23 protein-coding genes, 1 tRNA gene and 1 pseudogene are annotated in these 21,495 nt (G+C 47.7%); 18 read left to right on the plus strand and 7 right to left on the minus strand.

Features of this window, described 5'->3' with window-relative positions; all coding sequences use genetic code 11:
* Window positions 1–38: 38 nt before the first annotated feature.
* The 3 genes from LACZS1_RS07685 to LACZS1_RS07695 all read right to left on the minus strand — a co-directional run bounded on the left by LACZS1_RS07685 (window position 39) and on the right by LACZS1_RS07695 (window position 1,315).
* Window positions 39–269: a hypothetical protein gene (locus LACZS1_RS07685; RefSeq protein ID WP_025012476.1), complete on the minus strand. Its 231-nt coding sequence runs from the start codon at window positions 267–269 to the stop codon at window positions 39–41.
* A 5-nt stretch (window positions 270–274) separates the two neighbouring features.
* Window positions 275–751 carry an ASCH domain-containing protein gene (locus LACZS1_RS07690; protein ID WP_070650416.1) on the minus strand — a complete coding sequence of 159 codons (477 nt, stop codon included), beginning with the start codon at window positions 749–751 and terminating at the stop codon, window positions 275–277.
* Window positions 752–943: 192 nt separating this feature from the next.
* Entirely contained in the window at window positions 944–1,315 is a 372-nt protein-coding gene (locus LACZS1_RS07695; protein WP_070650415.1) for a hypothetical protein, read from the minus strand.
* 305 nt (window positions 1,316–1,620) lie between these two features.
* On the opposite strand from LACZS1_RS07695, the gene recJ reads away from it, so the two are divergent.
* From recJ to LACZS1_RS07720, 5 genes are all read left to right on the plus strand, one after another.
* Window positions 1,621–3,915 carry a single-stranded-DNA-specific exonuclease RecJ gene (gene recJ / locus LACZS1_RS07700; protein WP_070650414.1) on the plus strand — a complete coding sequence of 765 codons (2,295 nt, stop codon included), beginning with the start codon at window positions 1,621–1,623 and terminating at the stop codon, window positions 3,913–3,915.
* Complete coding sequence (locus tag LACZS1_RS07705) at window positions 3,912–4,439, plus strand: adenine phosphoribosyltransferase (protein WP_070650413.1); 528 nt, start codon at window positions 3,912–3,914, stop codon at window positions 4,437–4,439. The genes recJ and LACZS1_RS07705 overlap by 4 nt, the downstream gene beginning before the upstream one ends.
* A gap of 87 nt (window positions 4,440–4,526) precedes the next feature.
* The gene (locus tag LACZS1_RS07710) at window positions 4,527–5,027 is read left to right on the plus strand and encodes an aminoacyl-tRNA deacylase (protein WP_070650412.1); all 501 of its coding nucleotides are present in this window, start codon (window positions 4,527–4,529) and stop codon (window positions 5,025–5,027) included.
* A 16-nt stretch (window positions 5,028–5,043) separates the two neighbouring features.
* Window positions 5,044–5,361, plus strand: coding sequence for a DUF960 domain-containing protein (locus LACZS1_RS07715; protein ID WP_010488150.1), 318 nt, complete (start codon window positions 5,044–5,046; stop codon window positions 5,359–5,361).
* Between the two features lie 102 nt (window positions 5,362–5,463).
* Window positions 5,464–6,258, plus strand: coding sequence for an N-formylglutamate amidohydrolase (locus tag LACZS1_RS07720; RefSeq protein ID WP_070650411.1), 795 nt, complete (start codon window positions 5,464–5,466; stop codon window positions 6,256–6,258).
* Between the two features lie 225 nt (window positions 6,259–6,483).
* On the opposite strand, the gene LACZS1_RS07725 is transcribed toward LACZS1_RS07720, so the two are convergent.
* Window positions 6,484–7,083 carry an Ltp family lipoprotein gene (locus tag LACZS1_RS07725; RefSeq protein WP_044112435.1) on the minus strand — a complete coding sequence of 200 codons (600 nt, stop codon included), beginning with the start codon at window positions 7,081–7,083 and terminating at the stop codon, window positions 6,484–6,486.
* A 551-nt stretch (window positions 7,084–7,634) separates the two neighbouring features.
* Between LACZS1_RS07725 and LACZS1_RS07730 the strand changes: the two genes are divergently transcribed.
* Window positions 7,635–7,723: transfer RNA gene (locus LACZS1_RS07730), tRNA-Ser, on the plus strand.
* A gap of 630 nt (window positions 7,724–8,353) precedes the next feature.
* Here the strand turns inward: LACZS1_RS07730 and LACZS1_RS07735 are convergent.
* Window positions 8,354–9,586: an IS110 family RNA-guided transposase gene (locus LACZS1_RS07735; RefSeq protein WP_070650064.1), complete on the minus strand. Its 1,233-nt coding sequence runs from the start codon at window positions 9,584–9,586 to the stop codon at window positions 8,354–8,356.
* Window positions 9,587–9,947: 361 nt separating this feature from the next.
* Here LACZS1_RS07735 and fic point away from each other — a divergent pair, with 361 nt between their 5' ends.
* From fic to LACZS1_RS07755, 4 genes are all read left to right on the plus strand, one after another.
* Window positions 9,948–10,562 (plus strand): protein adenylyltransferase Fic, encoded by a 615-nt coding sequence (fic, locus tag LACZS1_RS07740; RefSeq protein ID WP_070651925.1) that lies wholly within the window; start codon window positions 9,948–9,950, stop codon window positions 10,560–10,562.
* Between the two features lie 116 nt (window positions 10,563–10,678).
* Complete coding sequence (locus LACZS1_RS07745; protein WP_010488153.1) at window positions 10,679–11,065, plus strand: hypothetical protein; 387 nt, start codon at window positions 10,679–10,681, stop codon at window positions 11,063–11,065.
* Window positions 11,065–11,268, plus strand: coding sequence for a hypothetical protein (locus LACZS1_RS07750; RefSeq protein WP_070651924.1), 204 nt, complete (start codon window positions 11,065–11,067; stop codon window positions 11,266–11,268). Before LACZS1_RS07745 ends, LACZS1_RS07750 begins: the two co-directional genes overlap by 1 nt.
* A 406-nt stretch (window positions 11,269–11,674) precedes the next feature.
* On the plus strand, window positions 11,675–12,061 hold the full coding sequence (locus LACZS1_RS07755) for a DUF1093 domain-containing protein (RefSeq protein ID WP_010488156.1): 387 nt from the start codon (window positions 11,675–11,677) through the stop codon (window positions 12,059–12,061).
* Between the two features lie 164 nt (window positions 12,062–12,225).
* Here LACZS1_RS07755 and LACZS1_RS07760 read toward each other — a convergent pair whose 3' ends face one another.
* Window positions 12,226–12,474, minus strand: a complete 249-nt coding sequence (locus LACZS1_RS07760) for a hypothetical protein (protein ID WP_010488157.1) — start codon at window positions 12,472–12,474, stop codon at window positions 12,226–12,228.
* A 104-nt stretch (window positions 12,475–12,578) separates the two neighbouring features.
* Here LACZS1_RS07760 and LACZS1_RS07765 point away from each other — a divergent pair, with 104 nt between their 5' ends.
* From LACZS1_RS07765 to LACZS1_RS07800, 8 genes and pseudogenes are all read left to right on the plus strand, one after another.
* On the plus strand, window positions 12,579–13,184 hold the full coding sequence (locus LACZS1_RS07765) for a DNA-3-methyladenine glycosylase (RefSeq protein WP_070651923.1): 606 nt from the start codon (window positions 12,579–12,581) through the stop codon (window positions 13,182–13,184).
* Window positions 13,181–13,675: pseudogene (locus LACZS1_RS07770) on the plus strand (DUF3013 family protein). The gene LACZS1_RS07765 and the pseudogene LACZS1_RS07770 overlap by 4 nt, the downstream one beginning before the upstream one ends.
* Window positions 13,676–13,736: 61 nt before the next feature.
* Window positions 13,737–14,690 (plus strand): 50S ribosomal protein L11 methyltransferase, encoded by a 954-nt coding sequence (prmA, locus tag LACZS1_RS07775; protein WP_070651922.1) that lies wholly within the window; start codon window positions 13,737–13,739, stop codon window positions 14,688–14,690.
* Window positions 14,690–15,418, plus strand: coding sequence for an RsmE family RNA methyltransferase (locus tag LACZS1_RS07780; protein ID WP_070651921.1), 729 nt, complete (start codon window positions 14,690–14,692; stop codon window positions 15,416–15,418). The genes prmA and LACZS1_RS07780 overlap by 1 nt, the downstream gene beginning before the upstream one ends.
* A gap of 37 nt (window positions 15,419–15,455) precedes the next feature.
* A complete protein-coding gene (locus LACZS1_RS07785; RefSeq protein ID WP_010488162.1) occupies window positions 15,456–15,779 on the plus strand; it encodes a membrane protein in 324 nt (107 codons plus the stop codon).
* Between the two features lie 388 nt (window positions 15,780–16,167).
* Complete coding sequence (locus LACZS1_RS07790; protein WP_047106218.1) at window positions 16,168–18,393, plus strand: RelA/SpoT family protein; 2,226 nt, start codon at window positions 16,168–16,170, stop codon at window positions 18,391–18,393.
* A gap of 123 nt (window positions 18,394–18,516) precedes the next feature.
* On the plus strand, window positions 18,517–18,963 hold the full coding sequence (gene dtd / locus LACZS1_RS07795; RefSeq protein WP_070651920.1) for a D-aminoacyl-tRNA deacylase: 447 nt from the start codon (window positions 18,517–18,519) through the stop codon (window positions 18,961–18,963).
* Entirely contained in the window at window positions 18,963–19,589 is a 627-nt protein-coding gene (locus LACZS1_RS07800) for an HAD hydrolase-like protein (RefSeq protein WP_010488167.1), read from the plus strand. The genes dtd and LACZS1_RS07800 overlap by 1 nt, the downstream gene beginning before the upstream one ends.
* A gap of 79 nt (window positions 19,590–19,668) precedes the next feature.
* Here LACZS1_RS07800 and LACZS1_RS07805 read toward each other — a convergent pair whose 3' ends face one another.
* Complete coding sequence (locus tag LACZS1_RS07805) at window positions 19,669–20,991, minus strand: N-acetylmuramoyl-L-alanine amidase family protein (protein ID WP_070651919.1); 1,323 nt, start codon at window positions 20,989–20,991, stop codon at window positions 19,669–19,671.
* Window positions 20,992–21,495 lie beyond the last annotated feature (504 nt).

Below are 21,495 nucleotides of genomic sequence, written 5' to 3' on the forward strand. Positions count from 1 at the left end.
CCGTGGCGTCTGGTTGTTTTAATCTACTTTCGTGCAGTCTAATAGCCCTCATTCTTACGCTGATGATCATCCACAATATGTTTTGCCTTATGTGCCAGCTTGCGTTCCGGTTTGAAGAACTGGTATGCGCCATAGGAAACCAATCCGCCGAGCGCCGTAATGCCGAAAACAAGGATGTAGATGGTCGCGTCTAAAGTAGGGTGAGGGATGTCCTCGAGTTTCCCTGTGACTTTCTTTTCCGCTAATGCCGTGCGATTTTTAAGACTCATGTTCGTCACCTCGCTTGAACAATCGGATAAACCGTGTGAAACTCTTCGACAACAACCATTGATGAGGCGGGATCAAACTGGATACCGTTTGCCTGATATTCGCGGCGGAAAAATGCCTCATGAGCTGTTCGCCAGCTTGCCAACGATTGGGAGCCTTCACCTTCACGTCTGGCAATCGTGGCATCAATTTTGGTAAATGGCGTCACAAACACATTATCCGTGAAAGTCAAGGCGACGGGGCGATCCTGACGATCCAAGATGATGTTGTAAACGCCAGCAATCGGCAGCGGGTCTTGCTCAATGGTATAGAGTTCAAAGCCGCTGGTGGTTGCGGTTTTTTGGCCGGTTTTAACCAGCGCAGCTAACTCGTCAGCCAACTCGGGTCCGCCGAGCTGATAGGCGTCTTCGTAGGTTGCGGCTGGCAGATCCAGCGCAGCTTTAGCTTTAGCAAAAAAGTCGTCCAATACTTGCTGATCAGCCATGACTTTCACGTCCTTTCTTTATCATTATTATCACACAATTCTCAAAATGGTGCATGATTAGCTCATTAAAAGGCCACACACATGAGTATCAGTCAATGCCGGCCATTAGGTCCTTCTTGATACAAAAGCATCATTTAACAGTAAGAAAAAATCGATGCCTTGCGCGGGCATCGATTTTGTCAACATTCAGTTTTAGAAGACCTGTTCGTCAACTTTGCGCATAACGATCTTCGGTACGGTTAAACCAAGCTCATTTGCCAAGGTCTTCATGGCTTCCTCACGCGTCTTGATTTTATCCATATCCCAGATGATGTTGGCGATTCGCCCATTTTCATAATCAAAAGGCTCCTCGTAGAAGTAATCATCGTCGTTGTCGTTATGAAGTTTTGCGGAAACCTTCTTTGACAACGCCCGGGTGTAATCGCGGTCGATCATTTCCGGAACATCCTTTTCCGTTACATAACCGACTTTCTCAATTTGCTTAGCTGCCTTATCGACTGCTTCGTCAGAAACTGTAATTTTCTTGCCGGCCTTTTCATTGAACTGGTCTTGAGATTTTGCCATGGTGCTTCCTCCTTAAAAATCGTAACGGTCTGCGAAAGGGTTTGAGCCGTTCAATGACACGTTACGCTTTGTCTAATAAAGACAACCCGTCAATTACGGATTGTCCGGTTAAAGTCGCTGACTGGAGTAGGGCTTTCTAACAACTCAATTATATCACGCTTTTTCTTGCCCGAACGGATGGGTTTGGTAAAGAAGCGATAGAGGAAGTTAAAAAGGCCGTTGCTGTAATGGAAAACTTGTGGCAACCGGTTAATTCGTGGCGGGTTGTCTGGTATACTGGATCGGTTAGAAAGGAACGAAACAATATGACGCAGTATCAGTGGCAACTTGCCGCACAACCCGATCCAGCAGCCATTCAACAATTGAGCCAGGCATTAGGCGTGCCAGCCTTTTTGGCGACTTTGTTGTGGCAGCGCGGTATTAAGGATAAATCTGACTACGAGGCGTTCGTGCACCCGGATATCAGTCGGCTGCACGATCCGTTTGCGTTACATGACATGGATAAGGCAGTTGCGCGAATCCTAAAAGCAATCGAACATAATGAAAAAATCACGATTTACGGTGACTATGACGTTGATGGCCTGACAAGCAGCGCCATTATGCTTGAAACATTGCAGAGCCTTGGCGCGGAACCTGATGTGTTTATTCCGGATCGGTTTGCTGACGGTTATGGCCCGAACGCAGAAGTCTACGCGTATTTGCAGAAAACCGGTACGCAACTGGTGATTACGGTCGATAACGGCGTGGCTGGCGCTTCTGTGATTGACGCAGCTCAGGAAGCCGGGATGGACGTTGTGGTCACAGATCACCATGAACTACCCGCAAACCTGCCGCATGCGGTAGCGGTCGTGCATCCGCGGCATCCCGATGGTCATTATCCGTTTGGCGATCTTTCCGGTGCCGGCGTGGCGTTTAAAGTAGCCACCGCGCTGCTTGGCGAGCCGCCGCTTGAAAGTGTCGATTTGGCTGCCTTAGGAACGATTGCGGATTTGGTTGGTCTAACCGATGAGAATCGCGTGATCGCACAGTTAGGCTTGAAAATGATTCAGACCCAGCCGCGCGTTGGCATTGCCGCAATCTTAAAAGAGGCGGGCGTTGCCCCTGAAACCGTGAACGAAACAACAGTTGGCTTTGTTATTGGTCCGCGACTGAATGCACTAGGACGCATGGGAGATGCGAATCCCGGCGTCACCTTGCTGACGACTTTTGAAGAGGATGTCGCGGCCGATCTGGCGCAACAGGTTGGTAAATTAAATCAGGAACGCCAAGGATTAGTCAGCAAGATTGCGACAGAAGCACTGGCAATGGCACAGACCCCGGAAAACCAGGCAGCCAAGACTTTGCTGCTGGCGAAAAAAGGCTGGCACGAAGGCGTTGTCGGGATCGTAGCCAGCAAAGTGGTTGAGGCGACCGGCAAGCCAACACTAATTATGAATATCGCTGATGACGGGGTGACTGCTAAAGGCTCGGGTCGTTCTATCGAAGCCTATCATCTTTTTAATGCCTTAGAACCGGTTAGAGACAAGATGGTGGCGTTTGGCGGACATCATATGGCAGTTGGATTAACGGCCAAGACCGAGGCGCTACCGGCAATTCATGCCCAGATGGAGAAGGCTGCGGCAACGATGCTCAAAACCGTGCCAAAGCCAACGCTGCCGATTGCTGCGCGATTAGAAAAAGATGATTTGACGTTGGCTCATTACGAATTGATTCGCCAACTTGCGCCTTTTGGCCAGGACAATCCCGAACCGACTTTTTCACTTCGGCCACAAGTGATTCAAAATGTGAAACAAATTGGCAAGGAAAACGCGCATCTCCGGTTTCAGGTGGATAACGGTATTAATGTCATCGGTTTTGGCTTTGGTGAGGCCGCTGCAACGCTGGTTGATGCCCAAGCCGTCAAGCTTGCTGTCAGACTTGATCAGAACACCTGGCAAGGCAATACGAGCCTGCAGCTGATGCTAAAAGATTATGAAGTCAAGCAACCGCAAGTCATTGATTGGCGAATGCCTTCCGTTGATGGCAGCCAATTCAAAAGCAGTCGTACCTATGTCTTTTTTGACGCGAAGGTTAAGCAGCAATTCGAGCGGCAGTTTTCCTTTGGTGGCCCGACGCTGACAGCTGAGCAAGTCACATCGCCGTTAGCCAACGCCGTTTTGGTTGATTTACCGCAGAATCGTGCACAACTGCGCGCGGTCATGCAATTAATCCAAGCACCAGTTGCCGTCATGTTTTACGGCGCGCCCAGTCATTTAGTGGCCATACCGACGCGCGTTGAGTTCGGTGCTGTTTTGCATTTTCTCAAAGCCCATCCCGGTTTTGACAAGCACCACATTCCGGCAATCGCTAAAGCCGTGCACTTGACGGTCCATCAGGTGATCTTGGCGATTCAGGTGTTTTTTGAACTTGACTTTGTTACAATAGATGGTGCTTTTATTTCTCCAGTCACAGCACCGGCCAAGAAGCCACTGCAGACGGCCAAGGCTTATGCAGCGCGAGAAGAATTTCTAACGCTCGCGCAGCAGCTGCAAACCATGCCGCGGGCCCAGTTGGAAGCGATGCTGCTGACGGAGCATACAGACAGTGAGGTAGGATCATGACCATCAATTTTAAGGATTACATCGCAAGTGTGAAGGACTTTCCGGAACCGGGGATTATTTTTCGCGATATTTCGCCGCTGATGGCAGACGGTAAGGCTTATGCCGCCGCGACTGAAGAAATTGCCGCCTACGCCCAGGACAAAGGCGTTGAGATGATTGTCGGTCCGGAAGCACGCGGCTTTATTGTTGGTTGCCCGGTCGCTTACAAGTTAGGTATTGGTTTCGCACCGGCACGGAAAAAGGGAAAGCTGCCACGGCCAACGGTTAAGGCCAGTTATGATCTGGAATACGGTGAAGCGACGCTGTATTTACACAAGGATGCCATCAAACCGGGTCAGCGTGTTCTGGTTTGCGATGATTTATTGGCAACGGGGGGAACCATTGCCGCAACGATTCGACTAGTAGAGCAACTGGGTGGTGTGGTGGTTGGTACAGCCTTTTTGATTGAATTAAGCGACTTACATGGCCGTGATAAGATCAAAGACTACGATATGTTCACGTTAATGGCATACACCGGCGCTTGATGGTGGTATTTTCACTGCAATTGCCCTAGTATTTTAAGTGAAGGTTTTCAAGTAGGTCAGATGGAAATTTCGTGAAGAGGGGTCGCAATGGCTAAACATCATAAGACAGAAAAAACCTTGGTCGAAAAAATGTTAGACAAAGCGGGCATTACCTACGTGCCTTATGAATTTCCGACCGAAGAAGTGGGCGACGTTGCCCAACTGGAAGTCGATCATCTCGATGTTCCGGAACATCAAATTTATAAAACGCTGGTATTGACGGGCAACAAAACCGGGCCAGTGATTGGCGTTGTTCCCTTAGACCGACATGTCGACTACAAGAAGCTAAGCAAGGTCTCCGGCAATCGCAAAGTGGGTATGGTGCCGTTAAAAGACCTTGTGAAAACAACTGGCTATGAACACGGCGCGAATACACCGATTGGGATTCATGAGCGCCATAAGTACCCGATCTTTATCAGTCAAGAGGCCGAAAATCAACCACGCATGATTGTATCAGCTGGAAAAGTCGGCCGTTCTGTTGGCATTGATCCCAAAGTGTTGGCAAACTTTGTTGATGCGAAGTTTGCGGATATTGCCACGCAGGACTGAGGAAAGGAGCCAAGTCATGTTTGAAGCAAATCATAGTCGATTCGCGACATTTGGCGTCATTTCAAACTTGCCAGGCGAAATTATCGATAGTATTTGGATGATCATCGACCGCAACTTACAAGGCGTGGTGCCACTGAACAACTTACTGCGCTTTGATCTGCAGAATAATCAAGGCAAGCTGACGGTTCATTTTAGTGAAGAAGGGGCCGATACGGAAATGGCCGTGGATCTGCCATTCCCATACGATCCCAGCTTTCCGGACACCGTGATGGCTTACGATGATGGTGAAAGTCAAACTATTCTTTTACCTGAAGAAGGCCACCGCGAGTCGTAATGTCGCGCTTAACTAAGTAAAAAGGCTAGTCAGCACCGGGCGAAAATCGTTCGGTGCTGATTTTTTAAAGTGCATCGTTTGCAATAAGGGGGTGCTTCATATTTGAATGACCAAAACGCGACGTACACGGTGTTGAATCAGGATCATGATTCACCGGTCGTTATTAGTTTACCGCACAGCGGCACTTGGCTTCCTGAGTCCATGAAGCAGGCGTTGCTGCCGACAGCTGTGTTAGCCAACACGGATTGGTTTTTGCCGGAACTCTATCGCTTTTTACCAGCCACTGGGTTTACGACGTTGATCAATCACGTCAATCGCTATGTTGCCGATCCTAACCGCGCTGTGACTTACGATCCGCACCATGATTATCGCTCAGCCACCATTTATCAGCGCAACACATTTGACCATCCGCTATACGCAACACCCTTAACAACTGCGCAGATGCAGCAACGCGTCCGCATGTTTTACTGGCCTTATCGTCATCAGCTAAGCAGGTTGCTAGATCAAAAGAAAGCAAAATTTGGTCATGCTTATTTAATTGACCTGCACAGCTTTGCCCAATACCCGTATTACCCAGGCGTTAAGTCGAAAACCATTGTCTTAGGCAACGATCATGACAAGACCTCCAGCAAAGTATTTCGGCAAGCACTAACAAACCGGTTGATCGATCAGGGCTGGACTGTTGAAAATAATTTTCCGTTTCGTGGTGGCGACATCACGCGCTATTATGGGCACCAACAGGGAATAACAGCGATTCAAATTGAACTGCGCTATGACCAGTACATCGCGCACAGGACTTTTGGTGAAGAGGTGCTCACGCAATATCAGCCGGATATTTTTAGGCAGGCGCAAAGGCGTTTAGCTTTTTTGACCGATTTTTTGAATCGTCTGGATTAAAGCAGGCATCTTGATCTCAATGATTGCGTTGTCAAAATCCGAATCAGAATAAAATGCTAAAAAGACAAAAAGACACCGGTGAGTTATTTTCTCACGGGTGTCTTTTGATAGTTGATGCAAACAGGCGAACTTTATCTGTCTCCCAAACCAAGTGCTTGCTTGATTTAGGTTCGATCATTGAGCGAAGATTGTTTCATTGTAACTCAAGTTTAAAAAGAGTTGCGGCTACTTGTCACTAAGATGTTGAACTGCATAATTTGCTTCTTCAGCGGTGAACTTTTCACCATGCTCTGAAGTTAACTGGTCACGAATTGCATCAGGCGACATAGCCATGTCCTTTTGGTATGACTTAGCTTTCTCCAAAGCGTTTTTGTTCCAATCTGCTTTGACATTTTGAATGGCATAATTGCCTTCTTCAGCGGTAAACTTTTCGCCGTGTTCAGAAGTCAGTTGATCCAGTATGCCAGCCTTTGACATGTGCATTGTGTCAGCATAATTTTTAGCTTTCTTAACTGCATTCTTATTCCAGTCCGCCTTGACATGATCAATCGCATACTGTGCTGCTTGAGCTGAGAACTTTTCACCATGCTCAGAGGTAAGTTGGTCATAAACGCCTTGTTTCGACATATTCATCATCGTTGCATAGGATGTTGCCTTGGCTAATGCCGAGCGATAATCGGCCGGCACATCAGGTTCTTTGGATTCAGCTTTGGATGGCGTTGATTTTGACGCATCAGCAGTTTTACTTTCAGTCTGACTAGAGCTGGATGTTTGTTTTGAGCTGTTGTTACCTTTACCCCCAGCCATTCCGCCAGCAATAATCATAACAACGACAACAAGTAACCAGAACCAAATTCGCTTATAAATCGGCTTTTTCTTCACTTAACTTTTCCTCCAAATTGTTTATTTAATTATTTAAAAATAATCCGATCTGCCCCGACAGATCGCGATTCCTACTTGTCATTTCACTTGTGAACCTTCACAACAACGATAAAATGGGCATTAACTTCCCGAAGAGCTGAAAGTCGAAGGCGCCTGTTTGCACCTTTAGAAGCATATTATACAGCTTAACAATTTATGTCAACAAAATAAAACTTGTAGATGGTACAAAAGGATTGTGCACAAGTTTAAATAATTTAATAACATTATTTATTTATAGATGATATTTAAACTTGTATTTAGTAATTTTGCAAAGGCATGCATAATCGAATCAGGCAAAACAGCTGCAAACGTCACATAATTAGAAGGTGACACAGTGTCACCACCCATCTAAATGATCCGCACCAAGATTCAGTCTCTTTGAAGTTAGTCAAACAAATTTCAAGAGATTCGCTTCCCAAAATGCAGGCACTTTGTTATACTAGTTCTTGTGTTTTGGAGAGTTGGCAGAGTGGTAATGCAACGGACTCGAAATCCGTCGAACCCGTTTATAGCGGGCGCGCAGGTTCAAATCCTGTACTCTCCTTAGATAAACGTTGATATAACTGCATTCCGCAGCCCTTAAAGGTTGCGGTTTTTGTTTGCTTTCAAGACTAATTTGAATTTGGGCACGATCGGACATACTTCAAACCAGCTAGGCGTCCACGCAAAGTAACACCAGATAACAATTTGCTTAAAGATCGCTGGTGCTCATCTTTGCAAAAAATAAACATTGCTTCTATCACTCGGGTTCTCGAAGAATCGCCGGTTAGTCCTGTTCTAAAGCGGCAAAATCTTGTATAGTTGGTTAAAATACTAAAGGTAATTAATAAAGATCCATAAATGTTATGGACTATCTGGTGAATAAGGAAACCGGACTGCGTTGTTGTTTCCGTTAAATCGTATGCGATCAAAACCTAATTTTTCTAACAAGGCAGCCTGTGATTCAAATTTTAGGTTCTTCAAACATAGTCTTGTTTGGCGCATTTTGGATTCACGGAAGACATTTTACAGACTTTTTCGTAGCTGGACAGAGCCGAGACTTGTGGTCTGAAGTCAAGGGAGTGATTCAAATTATCTAGACTTGTTTCATTTTTCAGAGGGTATACTTCCCCCAGCCCAGGGATTTAGTAATTTCTCTAGGTGAATCTAAAGCCCTAACTTGACGCTTGGCGCGCTAGACCGCTTTGGCTGGTTTATACAACTCGTGGTTTTTAAGTAATGCATAGATCACGCGTACCAGCTTTCTTGCAGTCATGACACAAGCACGTCGGTGTTGATATTTTGGCACCTCCCGGTATTTCTTGTCGTAAAATCTGGCAAATGTGGGATCATGCGCTCTTACCGAGTTGGCAGCTTCAATTAGGTAATAGCGTAAGTACTGATCGCCGTTATGCGTGCGCGGCGTTAGTTGCCGCTCACCGTTTCCGGATTGACTTCTGCGCCAAACCAGTCCGGCATAGCTTGCCAAACTAGCTTCACTCGGAAACCGTTCAATCTGACCAATTTCAGCCAGTAGTCCAGCCGAGTAGACTGGGCCAACGCCTGGAATACTTTGCGTTGACTGTGAGCCATCAATGACGGCACACAGGTCGGTGATGCTCTTGTCTAGGGCTTTTAGTTGCTTTTGTAACATCCGGATCTGGTTGATGTAAATCGCCATGACCTGGTCAACAGAATCGGCAACCGTCTTGCTCAAGCGATAAGAGCTACGGATGGCTTTTTGTAAGGCCTTAGCGATCGCCTCTGGGTCACCAAAGCGACCGTGGGACAATTGGTTAAGATCTTGAGTAAGCGTCTGTAAGGGCATCTGAGCGATTTCGTCCAGTGTGTACTTTTCACCGCTAAGCACCGTCATCATCGTGTTTCCGAACACAGAAGTCGGTAGCTCAGCTTCCAGTGTGTTCAATCGGAAGTACAGATTGTTGAGGAAGTGGTTTTTGCCATCTGTAATTTGTTTGACGATGTGATACCGTTCGCGGGTGAGCCGCTGTAAGGCAATGTGTTTCTCGTCGCGGGTCACTGGCACTTGATACCGGCCAATGCGCAGAAAGTCTGCGATGTGGAAGGCATCAATGGTATCAGTCTTGTCGTCATCAAACAATTGGCTGTAACGATGAGTCATCTTGGGGTTCAACGTGACGACAGTGGCATCCAACGCACTGAGCGCTGAGCTTTGTTCAAAGTAAAGTGTGGGGTGGATGTTGTACACCGAGGTGGCTTCCATGCCAATCACGATCTTTAGTGAATCATCTTGGCGTTTAGCCCATTCCAGGATTAATTTCTCAATTTGGCCGGCCCCGTCAGGGGTATTCGTGGTCTTGTCCTGGAAAATAACCTTCTTGGCAGAATCCAAGCCACAGTAATCAAGCTTTGCTTTTGAAACATCAATACCAACATTCAAGTTCATCGAATTGGACCTCCTTTCTGTTCTGATTTATGGATAGGCTTGGGCGCTGCGCGATATTCCCTAATTATGAACCTACAGTACTTCCTCGCAGTATGAGCAGTCTGTCTGAGGATCAGTAGCTGCTCGGTGAAACGCGAGTCACCGAACTGATCTCCAGCCCCCGCAGCTTGTGGTTTGTGCTTGTTCGATTCATCTGGGCGGCAGTCTCGGGGTGAAGTCTAGCAATAGCTAGCAACAGGAGGGAAAAGCCTATACCAGTTGGACCCAAATCCAATGAACAACTAGAGAATATCACGCAACATCCAAGTACGGAGCTATCCAAGAACTTGGTTGTAATTTAAATATACGAGGAGGGAAGTCAATGCTACAGAATAAGTTGGGCATCACTGATAGCCTTGAGTTAGCAAGACAAGAAGAAAAAATAACCAAGTTAAAAGCGAAGAAACTATTTGATTCAGGTGAAATCAATCAAATCGAAGTTGGCACGTTTAAAGGTTTGGCCGCGATCCATCGTTACCTGTTCGAAGACATTTACGACTTTGCTGGTAAAATTCGCACTGTAAACCTCGCCAAGAATGACTTTCAGTTTGCGCCGCGAATGTTCCTTAAGGCCTCGTTAGCTTACATTGATCAATTACCCCAATCAACTTTTGATGAAATCGTTGACAAGTATGTTGAGATGAATATTGCCCATCCATTCCGCGAGGGCAACGGCCGGTCCACCCGAATCTGGCTGGATCTCATATTAAAGCACGAACTCCGCTATGTCATTAATTGGTCACAGGTCGACAAAGACGATTATTTGCTGGCAATGCAACGCAGCCCAATCAAAACGACGGAAATTAAGCATGTATTGTCAGCGGCATTAACTGACAAGATTAACGATCGCGCCTTGTACATGAAAGGGATCGATTACTCCTACTATTATGAAGGATATATGGAATTTAATACCGATGATTTGGATGCTCAAAGCTAGGTAGCCAACTTTGCAGATTAACGCAAAATTTAACAACGCTCGCGGCTCACGATCGTGCAATGGTTTCTGCAAACTTGTATAATACAGTTACTGCTAAAACAAGGGATGATCGACACTTGAAAATTTCCATTAAAAAAGTACCGGCACTTTATGATTTGATTTACGGGGCGTTTGCCCTTGTGATGCTGATTGTTGCGATCGTGACAACTCTGCCCAACGGATTTTCTTTTACAAGCGTTGGCGCAACGTTGATGACATGGGCGGACCATCTGTGGTGGTTGACTGTGCCCGGCATCATTTTTCATTTACTGTCGTATTTTGTGAGTCAGCATTCACGATTGCTTACAGTGGGTAACATCATTGGGTTATGCGCCTTTATTGCCTTTATTTTGATTCCTAATTATAGTGTCTTCGCATTGATTGGGTTGGTCGTTGCCATGCTGCTTATTTTGAGAGGCGCCAATCGCTCACATCGAATGCGCGAGGAGTCGGAGGTGTCATGATGCCTTGGTTAAAGCATAAAAAAGATGATGAACCGGAAGTCGGCATTGGCGATCATGATTTTAGCCAGTTTGTCAAAAATGCCCGCCGTGATCCGCAACGTTTCAAGGCGGTTCAGTCAGTCTTTAGTCGACTAAAACGCAATCCGCATAAAAACAGTAACAATCATCCACCAGTGAAGCATTCACCCAAAGATGCGCGTTAAAGTCATTTAGAAGTTGGACAAGAAGGTATATCAGCCTCGGGACGATCTTTGTCTCCGAGGCTGATTTTGTTCTTGTACATTGTTCATGCTGCTTTCACGCAAACAATCCTCAGATATTTTGAGATTACCTGGCGCCGGACCATACTTACAAAAGTATTAAAGCTAAATTAAGAGTAATTATTTTGTTATTTTATCCTTACAAAAATGTTCGATCAAGTCCTTATTCGTCCCTTAAAATGACGGTCTATAAACCGACACAGCTAACACAGATACTTCTGTATTCCTTTCCAGTCTTACGTTCATGACATTTTTGTCACGATTTAAGAAAACTCTAAAGGCGGTAAAGATAGTTGCAACTTTTTATTCGGATTGACATAATGTTGGTAACAAAAAGGAGCGATTATCCATGAAAAGAGTTATAGGTGTGGTTGCGTTACTTGCGGTTCTTGTTTTGGGCTTTTTTGGCTATCAGTATTGGAACAGTACTTATAATGGGGTTGAAGCCTATGCCGTGGTCACTGAAGGCAAAAAGGAAGCTTCCAAGAATGATGATGGCTCGCCTTACAAAGTGAATGGCAAACAATACTACACGTATGAATACGATTTTGTCTGGATCACAAAAGATGGTCAAGAACGGAAACTCGGGTTCTCATCGCCAGAATCGGCTGATCCCAAGCCATTAACGCCGGGGACGTATGTCAAAGCCAAGATTTCGCAAAAACGGGTCATTGCTGGTCCCCAAACCGTTTCGGCTGATTCGGTTCCTGCGGCGATCAAGGATAAACTTAAGTAGTTTCTCGGTGACATCGAGAGCATGATGCAAGCATGCATGAAAATGGTGCAGGGAACTATGCTGAGTCCGATTACGCCCTGCTTTCTAGCCGTACCCGGGGCCACGCAAAAAAGAGGCAAACAACAGCCTATTAAGACTGCTAGTTTGCCTCTTTTTGCTAGCCATTATTTTTGGTCAGGCAATGTAAGCGCGCCGTCTTCGACCAATTTGCTTAAAATTCGATAAAGTAGTTCTTCGGAAAAATCCCGCGACTCTGATAGCAAATAACTATAGGTGTCGGCCACACCCGGATCCGGTACTTTGGCTAACCATTTTTGGAGGCGGGCATTGACCTTGTCGTCTGTGTAGAGTTCGGAGACCAGTGTATCGGCTTGTTGACTGATAAGCGCGCGCAATGCTAAGTTTTCTGCCATGTTCAGCTTCCTTTCCAGTTGGTTACTATTATACCTGGCGATGTTTTGAAGGCAAAGCCACTTAGCCCTTTGCATTCGTCTGAAGCTAGGCTAATATATTAAGCATGATAATTCCTTGGTTAGCAACACAACCAACCCTTCAATCCGCGCAACAATTGTTGGGGATGAAGTTGAGTTTAGCCAACTGCAGCGGCTTAATTGTCGAAACCGAAGCTTACCTCGGTGTTCGCGATCAAGCGGCACATGCGTTTGGCAATCGACATACTAAGCGCAATCACAGTCTGTTCTTGGAAGCGGGCACAGTTTACGTGTATCAGATGCGGCAATACTGTTTGCTGAATATTGTGACCCAGGCGGCTGACATCCCTGAGTGCATTTTGATTCGCGCGCTTGAACCAGTAGCTGGACTGGCGGACATGGCGCACCGACGTCATCAAACCGGTGTCGGACTTACAAACGGGCCGGGAAAGTTATGCCAGGCGTTAGCGATTGATAGGCAGCTCGATGGGACTGTGTTAAATGACGGTCAATTAAAACTAACGCCAACAGCGTATCGGCCACGGAATATCGTGATCGGTCCGCGAATCGGCATCCCCAATAAGGAACCCTGGACAAGTGCGCCACTGCGATTTTACGTGTCCGGCAATCCGTTTGTGTCGGGCTTGCCGCGGCGAGACCAGGATCGGAAAATGAAAGGATGGCAAGCATGAGCCAAATGAATATGTTAGATGCAATCGGCGAGAAAATGGATCAGCTCGATTTTGACGGCGATCTTAGTTAGAACTGGGATAAGGATGCCCACGTCATTGAACTGGAAATCACGATGACGGCACAGGGTGAGGCAGGCATCGAGGTTGAAGACCAAAACGGCGCGACCATTGATGACGGACCGGTCACTTATCAAGATGCAATTCTTTTTTATGACGAGACCCGGCTGCATGGTGAAGATTATGCCGATGACTATCTCGCCATTTTCGGGTTTAATGGCAAGAAAGGCATTGATGTCGCAACCGTGGATGCGTTGTTCATATACTTGCAGGATTTGCTGGATGACGGTGAAAGCGATCTGATGGATTTTGTCGATGGTACGTCTGACAATGATCTTTTTGCACTGAATTTCGACGATGCGGCGTTTGAAGAGATTCTGGCGCAACAGCCTGACGCCAACAATCGGATCTTTTTGCCGTATCCGAAGTATTAATAAGTTGATGAGCGAGTGTTAACCGCAATTGGATGATAGGCGGCACTAAAAGGAGACATCGATGAACAACGATTGGACAGCGTTAACGGTAACAACCTCGACTGAAGCGATAGAGGCGGTTAGCAATATTTTGATGGAAGCCGGGGCTGAGGGGATTCAAATTAAGGACGCTGCTGACTTCAAAAAGGCGACGATTGATGCCCACGGAACCTGGTTTGACCCAACGACTATTCCACATTTAGCTTCAGGCGCCCAGGTAATTGGTTATTTTGATCCAGCCACTTCACTCATTGAACAGCGTGATCACATTGCGTCTCAAGTCAAAGCACTGAAGCAATTCGGATTAGATCCCGGAGCGGCGACGGTCACGTTAACCGATGTGCGGCAGGCTGACTGGGCGAATGTCTGGAAACAGTATTATCATCCGCTTCGGGTTACGCGGTTTTTAACCATTGTGCCTAAGTGGGAACATTACACACCGGAACAAAATGATGAAATCGTGCTGACGCTGGATCCGGGTATGGCGTTTGGTACCGGTACGCACCCGACCACCCAGCTGATGTTAGGGTTACTGGAATCAATAGTGCGCGGCGGTGAGACGATGATTGATGTTGGAACGGGCTCCGGAATTTTGGCGATTGCAGCCGAACGTTTGGGGGCCAGCCGTATTTTAGCAACCGATGTCGATAATGTTGCCGTCAAAAATGCCCAGTCTAACATAGAACTCAATCCTGTCAGCCACATCACGGTAAAGGCAAATGATTTGCTGCAAGGAATCACGATGTCTGCTGATTTGATTGTTGCCAACATTTTAGCTGAGGTTTTAGTGCCTTTAATTCCGCAGGTTCGGGAGCGTTTAAAGTCTAAGGGACATTTCTTGCTTTCCGGCATTATCGTCGACAAAGCAGCCTTAATCACGCAGACTTTGCAGGCCAATGGGTTTACGATTGCCCAACGGCGTGAAGCAGGCGGCTGGGTGGCGCTCGATGCGGTGATTCCAGAGGAGGACGACTGATGCAGCGGTTCTTCACCAGACATAAGTTGCATAAAAAGCAGACGTTAACATTGGAACCAGCGATTGCCAAGCACGCCATTAAGGTGTTGCGGCATGAGGTGGGCGATGTGATTGAGCTAGCCGATCCCGAACACCATGTTTATCAGGCTACGATTCAGACCACAAATCCGCTGACGGTTTTGATTGGCCAGGATGTCACGCTACCCGTCGAACTGCCAATTGCCGTCGAAATTGTCTGCGGTGTCAGCAAAGGCGATAAAGCCGAGTGGATTGTCCAAAAGGCAACCGAATTAGGCGCTGCCAAGATCGGCTTTTTTAATGCTCAGTGGGGCACTGCCCGCTGGCCGGCTGAACGGGTTGCCAAGAAAATGAGTCGGCTGGCGACCATCGCGCAAAATGCCGCGGAGCAAAGTCATCGCAATCTGGTTCCTGAAGTGGCGATGTATGCTAAGCTGGATGATGTAGGCAATAGCGCGGCAGTCAAGCTGGTTGCTTATGAAGAAAGTGCCAAGCAAGGCGAACATGCGGCACTAGTAGCAGCGTTAGCAGAAAAGCCGGCGTCGCTATGCGTTGTTTTTGGTCCGGAAGGCGGTATTTCGCCGGCTGAATTATCTGGGTTAAAAGCACGCGGCTTCACTCCGGCCGGTCTCGGTCCGCGAATTCTACGGGCAGAAACGGCGCCGCTGTACTTACTGAGTGCCGTTTCGGTTCTCACCGAGCTTACTTAATTAAAAATTGAATGATTAATAAAGGAGACTACCGCCGATGAGTCGTGTCATGAATTGGGTTAAAGTTCCGCGCAATACTATTATTTGTTGGAGTGTCTTCGTGACCTTGCTCCTCCCTTGGGTCTTCCCATTACTGCATCTCAGCACTGCCATTCGCGTCGGTGTGCTGTTCATCTTGATCAACATGCTGAGCGCCTGGTGGATTGGCAAAATGATTCGTCGCCATCATTTAGGTTGGTGGTGGCTTCTGGTTTTACCTGTCTTGTTTACGTTGATGGTTTTATGGCGGTACAAATGGTATGGGTATTTTTTCCCGCCGATCTACATCGTTTTGAGCTGTCTGGCAATGGCAAAGGACTAGCATTTTGCCCAAGAATCGTTATAATTTAAGGGTAGTCTAAGAACAGATGAAACCAGCTGTGCGCCAAATGTTTCATCAACAACGTGCAGCGATCATGCGCGAACTGACGCGATTAATCAAGCGTAACGAAGCGGCGATAAGCGTGTTGTCCCGGCCAAGTCGGAACAGACCGTTTATCGCCCTTCTCATAATGTCAGCGTGCATATTAACGCGCTCCCCGGCGCAGAAGTCTGCGTGTAAGGACCTTGAACGCAGTGGCCAAAGACCGGCCATCACGTCCAAGGCCACTTACACTCCGACTTCTAACCGCGCCGGCTCACGCTCAGCGCATATTAACGCGTTCGTCAGCCCAGAAACTGGACTGGCTCACGCTCAGGAGGGGAATAGCATGGCCGAAGAAGTTGAACTTACCCAACCGGATGTCATGAAGTTGTGCAAAGCTTATATGAATCCTGAACATTTGGCATTCGTCGAAAAGGCCTATAAATTTGCTGCATACGTCCATAAAGACCAGGTTCGCAAGTCCGGTGAACCTTACATTATCCATCCCATTCAGGTAGCCGGAATTCTTGCCGAATTAAAAATGGACCCGGAGACAGTGGCTTCCGGGTATTTACATGATGTCGTCGAAGATACCAACATCACGTTAGGCGACATTGAAGAGGTGTTTGGGCATGATGTCGCGGTTATTGTTGATGGCGTCACCAAACTGAGCAAAGTCACGTACGTTGCGCATAAAGACGAACTTGCTGAAAACCACCGGAAGATGTTGTTGGCGATGGCCAAAGACTTACGGGTCATTATGGTGAAACTGGCTGACCGTCTGCACAATATGCGGACGCTCCAGCACTTACGCCCAGACAAGCAGCGGCGGATCGCCAATGAAACATTGGAGATTTATGCGCCTTTAGCTGATCGTTTAGGGATCAGCACCATCAAGTGGGAACTCGAAGATTTGTCGCTGCGCTATCTAAACCCGCAACAGTACTACCGGATTGCTCACTTGATGAATAGCAAGCGAACCGAACGCGAAGCTTATATCCAAGAAGCCATTGAAGAAATCAAAAAAGCGTTGGCTGACTTGCATATCAAATACGAAATCTATGGTCGTCCCAAGCATATTTATTCGATTTACAAAAAAATGCGCGACAAGCATAAGCAGTTTGACGAACTCTATGACCTGCTTGCCATTCGGGTGATCACCGAAACGATTAAGGACTGTTATGCGGTTTTAGGCGCCATCCATACCAAATGGAAGCCAATGCCAGGGCGGTTTAAAGATTACATCGCGATGCCAAAAGCCAACCTGTATCAAAGTATTCATACAACGGTCATCGGGCCCATGGGCAAACCACTAGAAGTGCAGATCCGAACCGAAGAAATGCATCACGTGGCTGAATATGGTGTTGCGGCACACTGGGCTTACAAAGAAGGTCAGACCAGTAAAGTTCAGTATGACAAGGCCGGTAAGAAACTGGATATTTTCCGCGAAATCCTCGAACTGCAGGATGAAAGTAGCGATGCCGCCGATTTCATGGAAAGTGTCAAAGGCGACATTTTTACCGATCGGGTTTATGTATTTACGCCTAAAGGTGACGTCTATGAGCTTCCTAAGGGGAGTAACCCGCTTGATTTTGGCTATCTCATTCACACTGAGGTCGGCAATCATACGGTCGGGGCAAAGGTCAATGGCAAAATCGTGCCGCTGAATTATGTGCTCAAAAACGGTGATATTGTCGAGATGCTGACGGCTAGCGGCAGTGCTCCGAGTCGTGACTGGATCAAGATTGTTTATACCTCCCGCGCCCGCAACAAGATCAAGCGCTATTTTAAGCAAGCCGATAAAAGCGAAAATGCCGAAAAAGGCCGCGATATGCTGGAACATGAGCTGCAAGAGGAAGGGTATACGCCGAAAGAGTTCTTGACTAAGGAAAACCTGTCCGGACTCATGCAGCGGCTGAATTTTCAAACCGAAGATGAACTGATGAGTTCGATCGGCTATGGTGAATATACGCCGAAAGTCATTGCCAATCGGCTGACCGAGAAGTATCGCCACGAAAAGGCCGAAAAAGATCGCAAAGCCAAAGAAGCCGCGATCTTGTCGAAGAATCAAAAAGTGACGACAGTTTCCAGCGAACGCCACCAGCCACAGACCCACTCTGAAGATGGCGTGGTTATTGAAGGCGTCGATAATCTGTTGGTTCATTTGGCTAAGTGCTGCATGCCTGTGCCTGGCGACGCGATTGTCGGGTATGTCACCAAAGGCCGCGGTGTGACTGTTCATCGTGCTGATTGCCCCAACGTTCAAAATTCCAAGGAAATGTCTGGCCGGCTGATTGAGGTTCGCTGGGAGAATGAAGAGGATCAAAAGCAGCTCTTCAACACAGATCTCGAAATTTACGGATACAATCGCAGCGGATTGCTGAGTGATGTTCTGCAGGTTCTCAACGCTCAAACCAAAGCTTTGAACAACATCAATGGCCGGGTCGACCATGACAAAATGGCTGACATCCATGTCACGGTCGGGGTCCGCAACCTTGCTCACTTGGATAAGTTGATGGACGCAGTTAAAAATGTCCCGGATATTTATGAAGTTAAACGGGCCAATGGTTGATCGAAGGCAGCAGTCGAGCAACATCGCCAGCTTAGACTGAGATGTTTGTTCCTGCTGCTTTTTCGGCCATAGCGAGCCGGCACCGGATCCAAATAAAAGCAAACGAGAAAAGGAGAGAAATTCATGCGCGCAGTCGTACAACGCAGTCTTGCCGCCCAAGTCACCATTGAGGGGCAAACAGTCGGAGCCATCGACCACGGTTTTGTCGTGTTATTAGGCGTCGGTCCGAACGATACCCAGGCCGACAGTGACTATCTGGCGGAAAAAATCAGTAAATTAAGGGTGTTTAGTGATGATGCCGGCAAAATGAATTTGGCCTTGGCAGATGTCGATGGGCAGATTTTATCGATTTCCCAATTCACGTTATATGCCGATACCCGCCGTGGCAATCGGCCGAGTTTTACCAATGCGGCTGATCCGGCTTTAGGTGAGCAACTGTACCAAGCCTTCAATGCCAAACTACGCCAACTGGGAATGACGGTGGCAACCGGTGAGTTCGGCGGCGATATGCAGGTGAGTCTCACTAACGACGGTCCAGTCACCATTCTGTTTGATACGGAGGCGAAGTAATGCTGGTTAATGCTATCTGGGATTTTGACGGCACGCTGTATGATTCCTATCCCGGCATGATGAAGGCCCTCAGAAGCCTCGTATTGGATAACGGTGGTCAGATTGAAACGGATGCTTTGTACCGCCAAGTCAAAAAGACTTCAATCAAAAAGTTCCTAACCGATTTCGGTAGCAAAGTAGGGCGCTCAGTGGATGAATTAGAAGCTGACTACCATCACCGTGCCCGTGCTTACCTTCATGACATTCATCCTTACCCGGCGGCGCTGCCAGTATTGCAGGCAATCAAGGATCAAGGCGGGAACAATCTGTTGTTAACGCATCGCGACCACAGCGCATGGCAGATTCTCGCGAATGATCATGCCGATACCTTGTTTCTCGGTGGTGTGGATTCCGATCTGAATCTGCCACGCAAACCGGCACCGGATGCGATTCAATATCTGCTTGACCGCTTTCAGCTGAATCCGGCAGTTACCGCAATGATCGGTGACCGTTCTCTGGACATTGATGCGGGCGTCAACGCAGGGGTCAAAACCATTTATTTCAATGTCGATGGGTTAAATGCCGCACCGCAAGCGGACTTTAAGGTTGATACTTTGGAAGAAATTCCGCCTTTGTTCCGCAAGTAAATAGTTGTAACCAAAATACCCGCTAAGGCAACACAGCTGCCTTAGCGGGTATTTGATTGGTCGAAAACAAGTGAAACCATTATTGGTGATTGCCAGCCTTGAAGTAGGCATTCAATCCATTGACAATATCCGTCGCTATTTTGGACTGATACGTCGGATCCTTGATGTGTTTGAAGTCTTTATCATTGTTGATGTAGCCCATTTCGTTCAAAATGGCCGGCTGCTTGTTATCGCGCAAAACTTCATAATTACCAAAAGCCACGCCACGATTCTCCAGCGGTAAGCCGGTCAGCGCACCATTAATCGACTTGGCCAGCGCGAGATCCTTTTTACTGCTGTAGTAGTAGGTGGTGAAGCCTGAAGCAGAGTTTTTGGATGGGCTGGAGTCAAAGTGGAATGAGATGAACGCATCTGCGTGGGCGTTGTTGGCAGTGGTCGGCCGTGGGGCAAGATCAACAAATGTATCGGTGGTGCGTGTCATGATGACGTTTGCTCCGGCTGCGCGCAAGGCATTGGCAACAAGATCAGCCGTTTTCAGAGTGTAGGTTTTTTCATAATCAGAGCCATCATTGGCAATGGCACCGGTATCGGTACCGCCGTGCCCCGGATCGAGGACAATCGTCGCTTCGGAAAGCTTGGTTGCGGCTTTCTGGGTCTGACCATCGTTCGGCGCACTGACTGTCCAGCTAGCCACGAAGCCGGTTTTACCATCAGGCGCGGTAACCTGATACCAATCATCCTGTTGCTTGATAACGGTCAGTTCCGTGCCTTTGTCCAGTTTTTCGACAACCGGCGCATTGATACCCGCCGCATTGCGTAAATTAGTCGTTGTGTTGGTCGTGACTTTGAGCGAGGGGTTACTTTGGGTCTGCGTCAGATTTGCCTGGGCAGGTTGCGCGAGGTTCGTTGTCTGACCGGTCAGCTGAACACTGCTGCTGGTGATCCACGCCGCAGTATTGTTGTATGCGATTTGCGTCCAGTTGCCCTCCTGATAGACAACCTTAACACTCACGCCAGCATTAAGAGAGCCTAATTGTTTGGCATCCTGGCTCGCATATTCACGCACATTCACCGGTTGATTGACCGTAGCAACTTTTGCCCTGGTCGTGGCAGCTTCGCTTTGATCCACCAGCCATGATGCCACCCAACCAATTCGATTCCCAGCAAGCCGCACTTGGTACCAGGAATTCTTGGCGCCGATAATCGTCAGCTGATTGCCCGACTTAACCTGGCCCATAATGCCATAAGCAAGCCCGGGCCCCAGCCGCACGTTAACCGTGTCGGCCTTGACCGTCATATATTGCGTATTGGCCATGACACTGGTCGTCGCGGCACCAACGCCAAACAATAGCGCCAGCAAAATGATCAATGGCCATTTTTTCAATTGTCCGATAGGTTTCATGACCCAGCCTCACCATTCTCTAAAAATCGTTAAGTTCATTATAGCAAATCGGCTGGTAAAAAGGCGGTAAAGACGGTTTTATTGTCTTTGAGCCGTACGCTAGAGTGAAAAGTCAGCGATAAGAAAAGAATAGAAACGCCGTTGACAAAGCTTTCTGCAAACCGTATGCTTTAAACAATAACTAAGACCTGTGACGGAGTAGGATAGATCAACTTCAAGCGACCCGGAGATGGTGAAAGCCGGGACCGATCGAAAAGACACTCCCGAGGTGATCAAATTCCGGAACGCCACCGTTATGGCAAAGTAAAACACAAGGTGGTACCGTGTCCGCACCCTTCGAGCAATCGAGGGGTGCATTTTTTTAGAGCGCGAACTGGCGCGGTTAGGAGCCGGAGTGTAAGCGTCCTTGGGCGTGATGGCCGGTTTTTGGCCATTGCGACCAAGGTCCTTACACGCAGGCTCCTGCGCCAGTGAGCGCGTTTCGGAACCGGATTGCCTCCCAAT

It is taken from the genome of Lacticaseibacillus zeae subsp. silagei (assembly GCF_030770335.1).
Lineage (GTDB): Bacteria > Bacillota > Bacilli > Lactobacillales > Lactobacillaceae > Lacticaseibacillus > Lacticaseibacillus zeae.

What these genes read in the sequence shown, in the direction of transcription:
- LACZS1_RS07685 (WP_025012476.1), bottom strand. Translation starts at nt 269, where the DNA reads ATGAGTCTTAAAAATCGCACGGCATTAGCGGAAAAGAAAGTCACAGGG.
- LACZS1_RS07690 (WP_070650416.1), bottom strand. Translation starts at nt 751, where the DNA reads ATGGCTGATCAGCAAGTATTGGACGACTTTTTTGCTAAAGCTAAAGCT.
- LACZS1_RS07695 (WP_070650415.1), bottom strand. Translation starts at nt 1,315, where the DNA reads ATGGCAAAATCTCAAGACCAGTTCAATGAAAAGGCCGGCAAGAAAATT.
- recJ (WP_070650414.1), top strand. Translation starts at nt 1,621, where the DNA reads ATGACGCAGTATCAGTGGCAACTTGCCGCACAACCCGATCCAGCAGCC.
- LACZS1_RS07705 (WP_070650413.1), top strand. Translation starts at nt 3,912, where the DNA reads ATGACCATCAATTTTAAGGATTACATCGCAAGTGTGAAGGACTTTCCG.
- LACZS1_RS07710 (WP_070650412.1), top strand. Translation starts at nt 4,527, where the DNA reads ATGGCTAAACATCATAAGACAGAAAAAACCTTGGTCGAAAAAATGTTA.
- LACZS1_RS07715 (WP_010488150.1), top strand. Translation starts at nt 5,044, where the DNA reads ATGTTTGAAGCAAATCATAGTCGATTCGCGACATTTGGCGTCATTTCA.
- LACZS1_RS07725 (WP_044112435.1), bottom strand. Translation starts at nt 7,083, where the DNA reads ATGATTATTGCTGGCGGAATGGCTGGGGGTAAAGGTAACAACAGCTCA.
- LACZS1_RS07735 (WP_070650064.1), bottom strand. Translation starts at nt 9,586, where the DNA reads ATGAACTTGAATGTTGGTATTGATGTTTCAAAAGCAAAGCTTGATTAC.
- fic (WP_070651925.1), top strand. Translation starts at nt 9,948, where the DNA reads ATGCTACAGAATAAGTTGGGCATCACTGATAGCCTTGAGTTAGCAAGA.
- LACZS1_RS07750 (WP_070651924.1), top strand. Translation starts at nt 11,065, where the DNA reads ATGCCTTGGTTAAAGCATAAAAAAGATGATGAACCGGAAGTCGGCATT.
- LACZS1_RS07755 (WP_010488156.1), top strand. Translation starts at nt 11,675, where the DNA reads ATGAAAAGAGTTATAGGTGTGGTTGCGTTACTTGCGGTTCTTGTTTTG.
- LACZS1_RS07760 (WP_010488157.1), bottom strand. Translation starts at nt 12,474, where the DNA reads ATGGCAGAAAACTTAGCATTGCGCGCGCTTATCAGTCAACAAGCCGAT.
- LACZS1_RS07765 (WP_070651923.1), top strand. Translation starts at nt 12,579, where the DNA reads ATGATAATTCCTTGGTTAGCAACACAACCAACCCTTCAATCCGCGCAA.
- prmA (WP_070651922.1), top strand. Translation starts at nt 13,737, where the DNA reads ATGAACAACGATTGGACAGCGTTAACGGTAACAACCTCGACTGAAGCG.
- LACZS1_RS07780 (WP_070651921.1), top strand. Translation starts at nt 14,690, where the DNA reads ATGCAGCGGTTCTTCACCAGACATAAGTTGCATAAAAAGCAGACGTTA.
- LACZS1_RS07785 (WP_010488162.1), top strand. Translation starts at nt 15,456, where the DNA reads ATGAGTCGTGTCATGAATTGGGTTAAAGTTCCGCGCAATACTATTATT.
- LACZS1_RS07790 (WP_047106218.1), top strand. Translation starts at nt 16,168, where the DNA reads ATGGCCGAAGAAGTTGAACTTACCCAACCGGATGTCATGAAGTTGTGC.
- dtd (WP_070651920.1), top strand. Translation starts at nt 18,517, where the DNA reads ATGCGCGCAGTCGTACAACGCAGTCTTGCCGCCCAAGTCACCATTGAG.
- LACZS1_RS07800 (WP_010488167.1), top strand. Translation starts at nt 18,963, where the DNA reads ATGCTGGTTAATGCTATCTGGGATTTTGACGGCACGCTGTATGATTCC.
- LACZS1_RS07805 (WP_070651919.1), bottom strand. Translation starts at nt 20,991, where the DNA reads ATGAAACCTATCGGACAATTGAAAAAATGGCCATTGATCATTTTGCTG.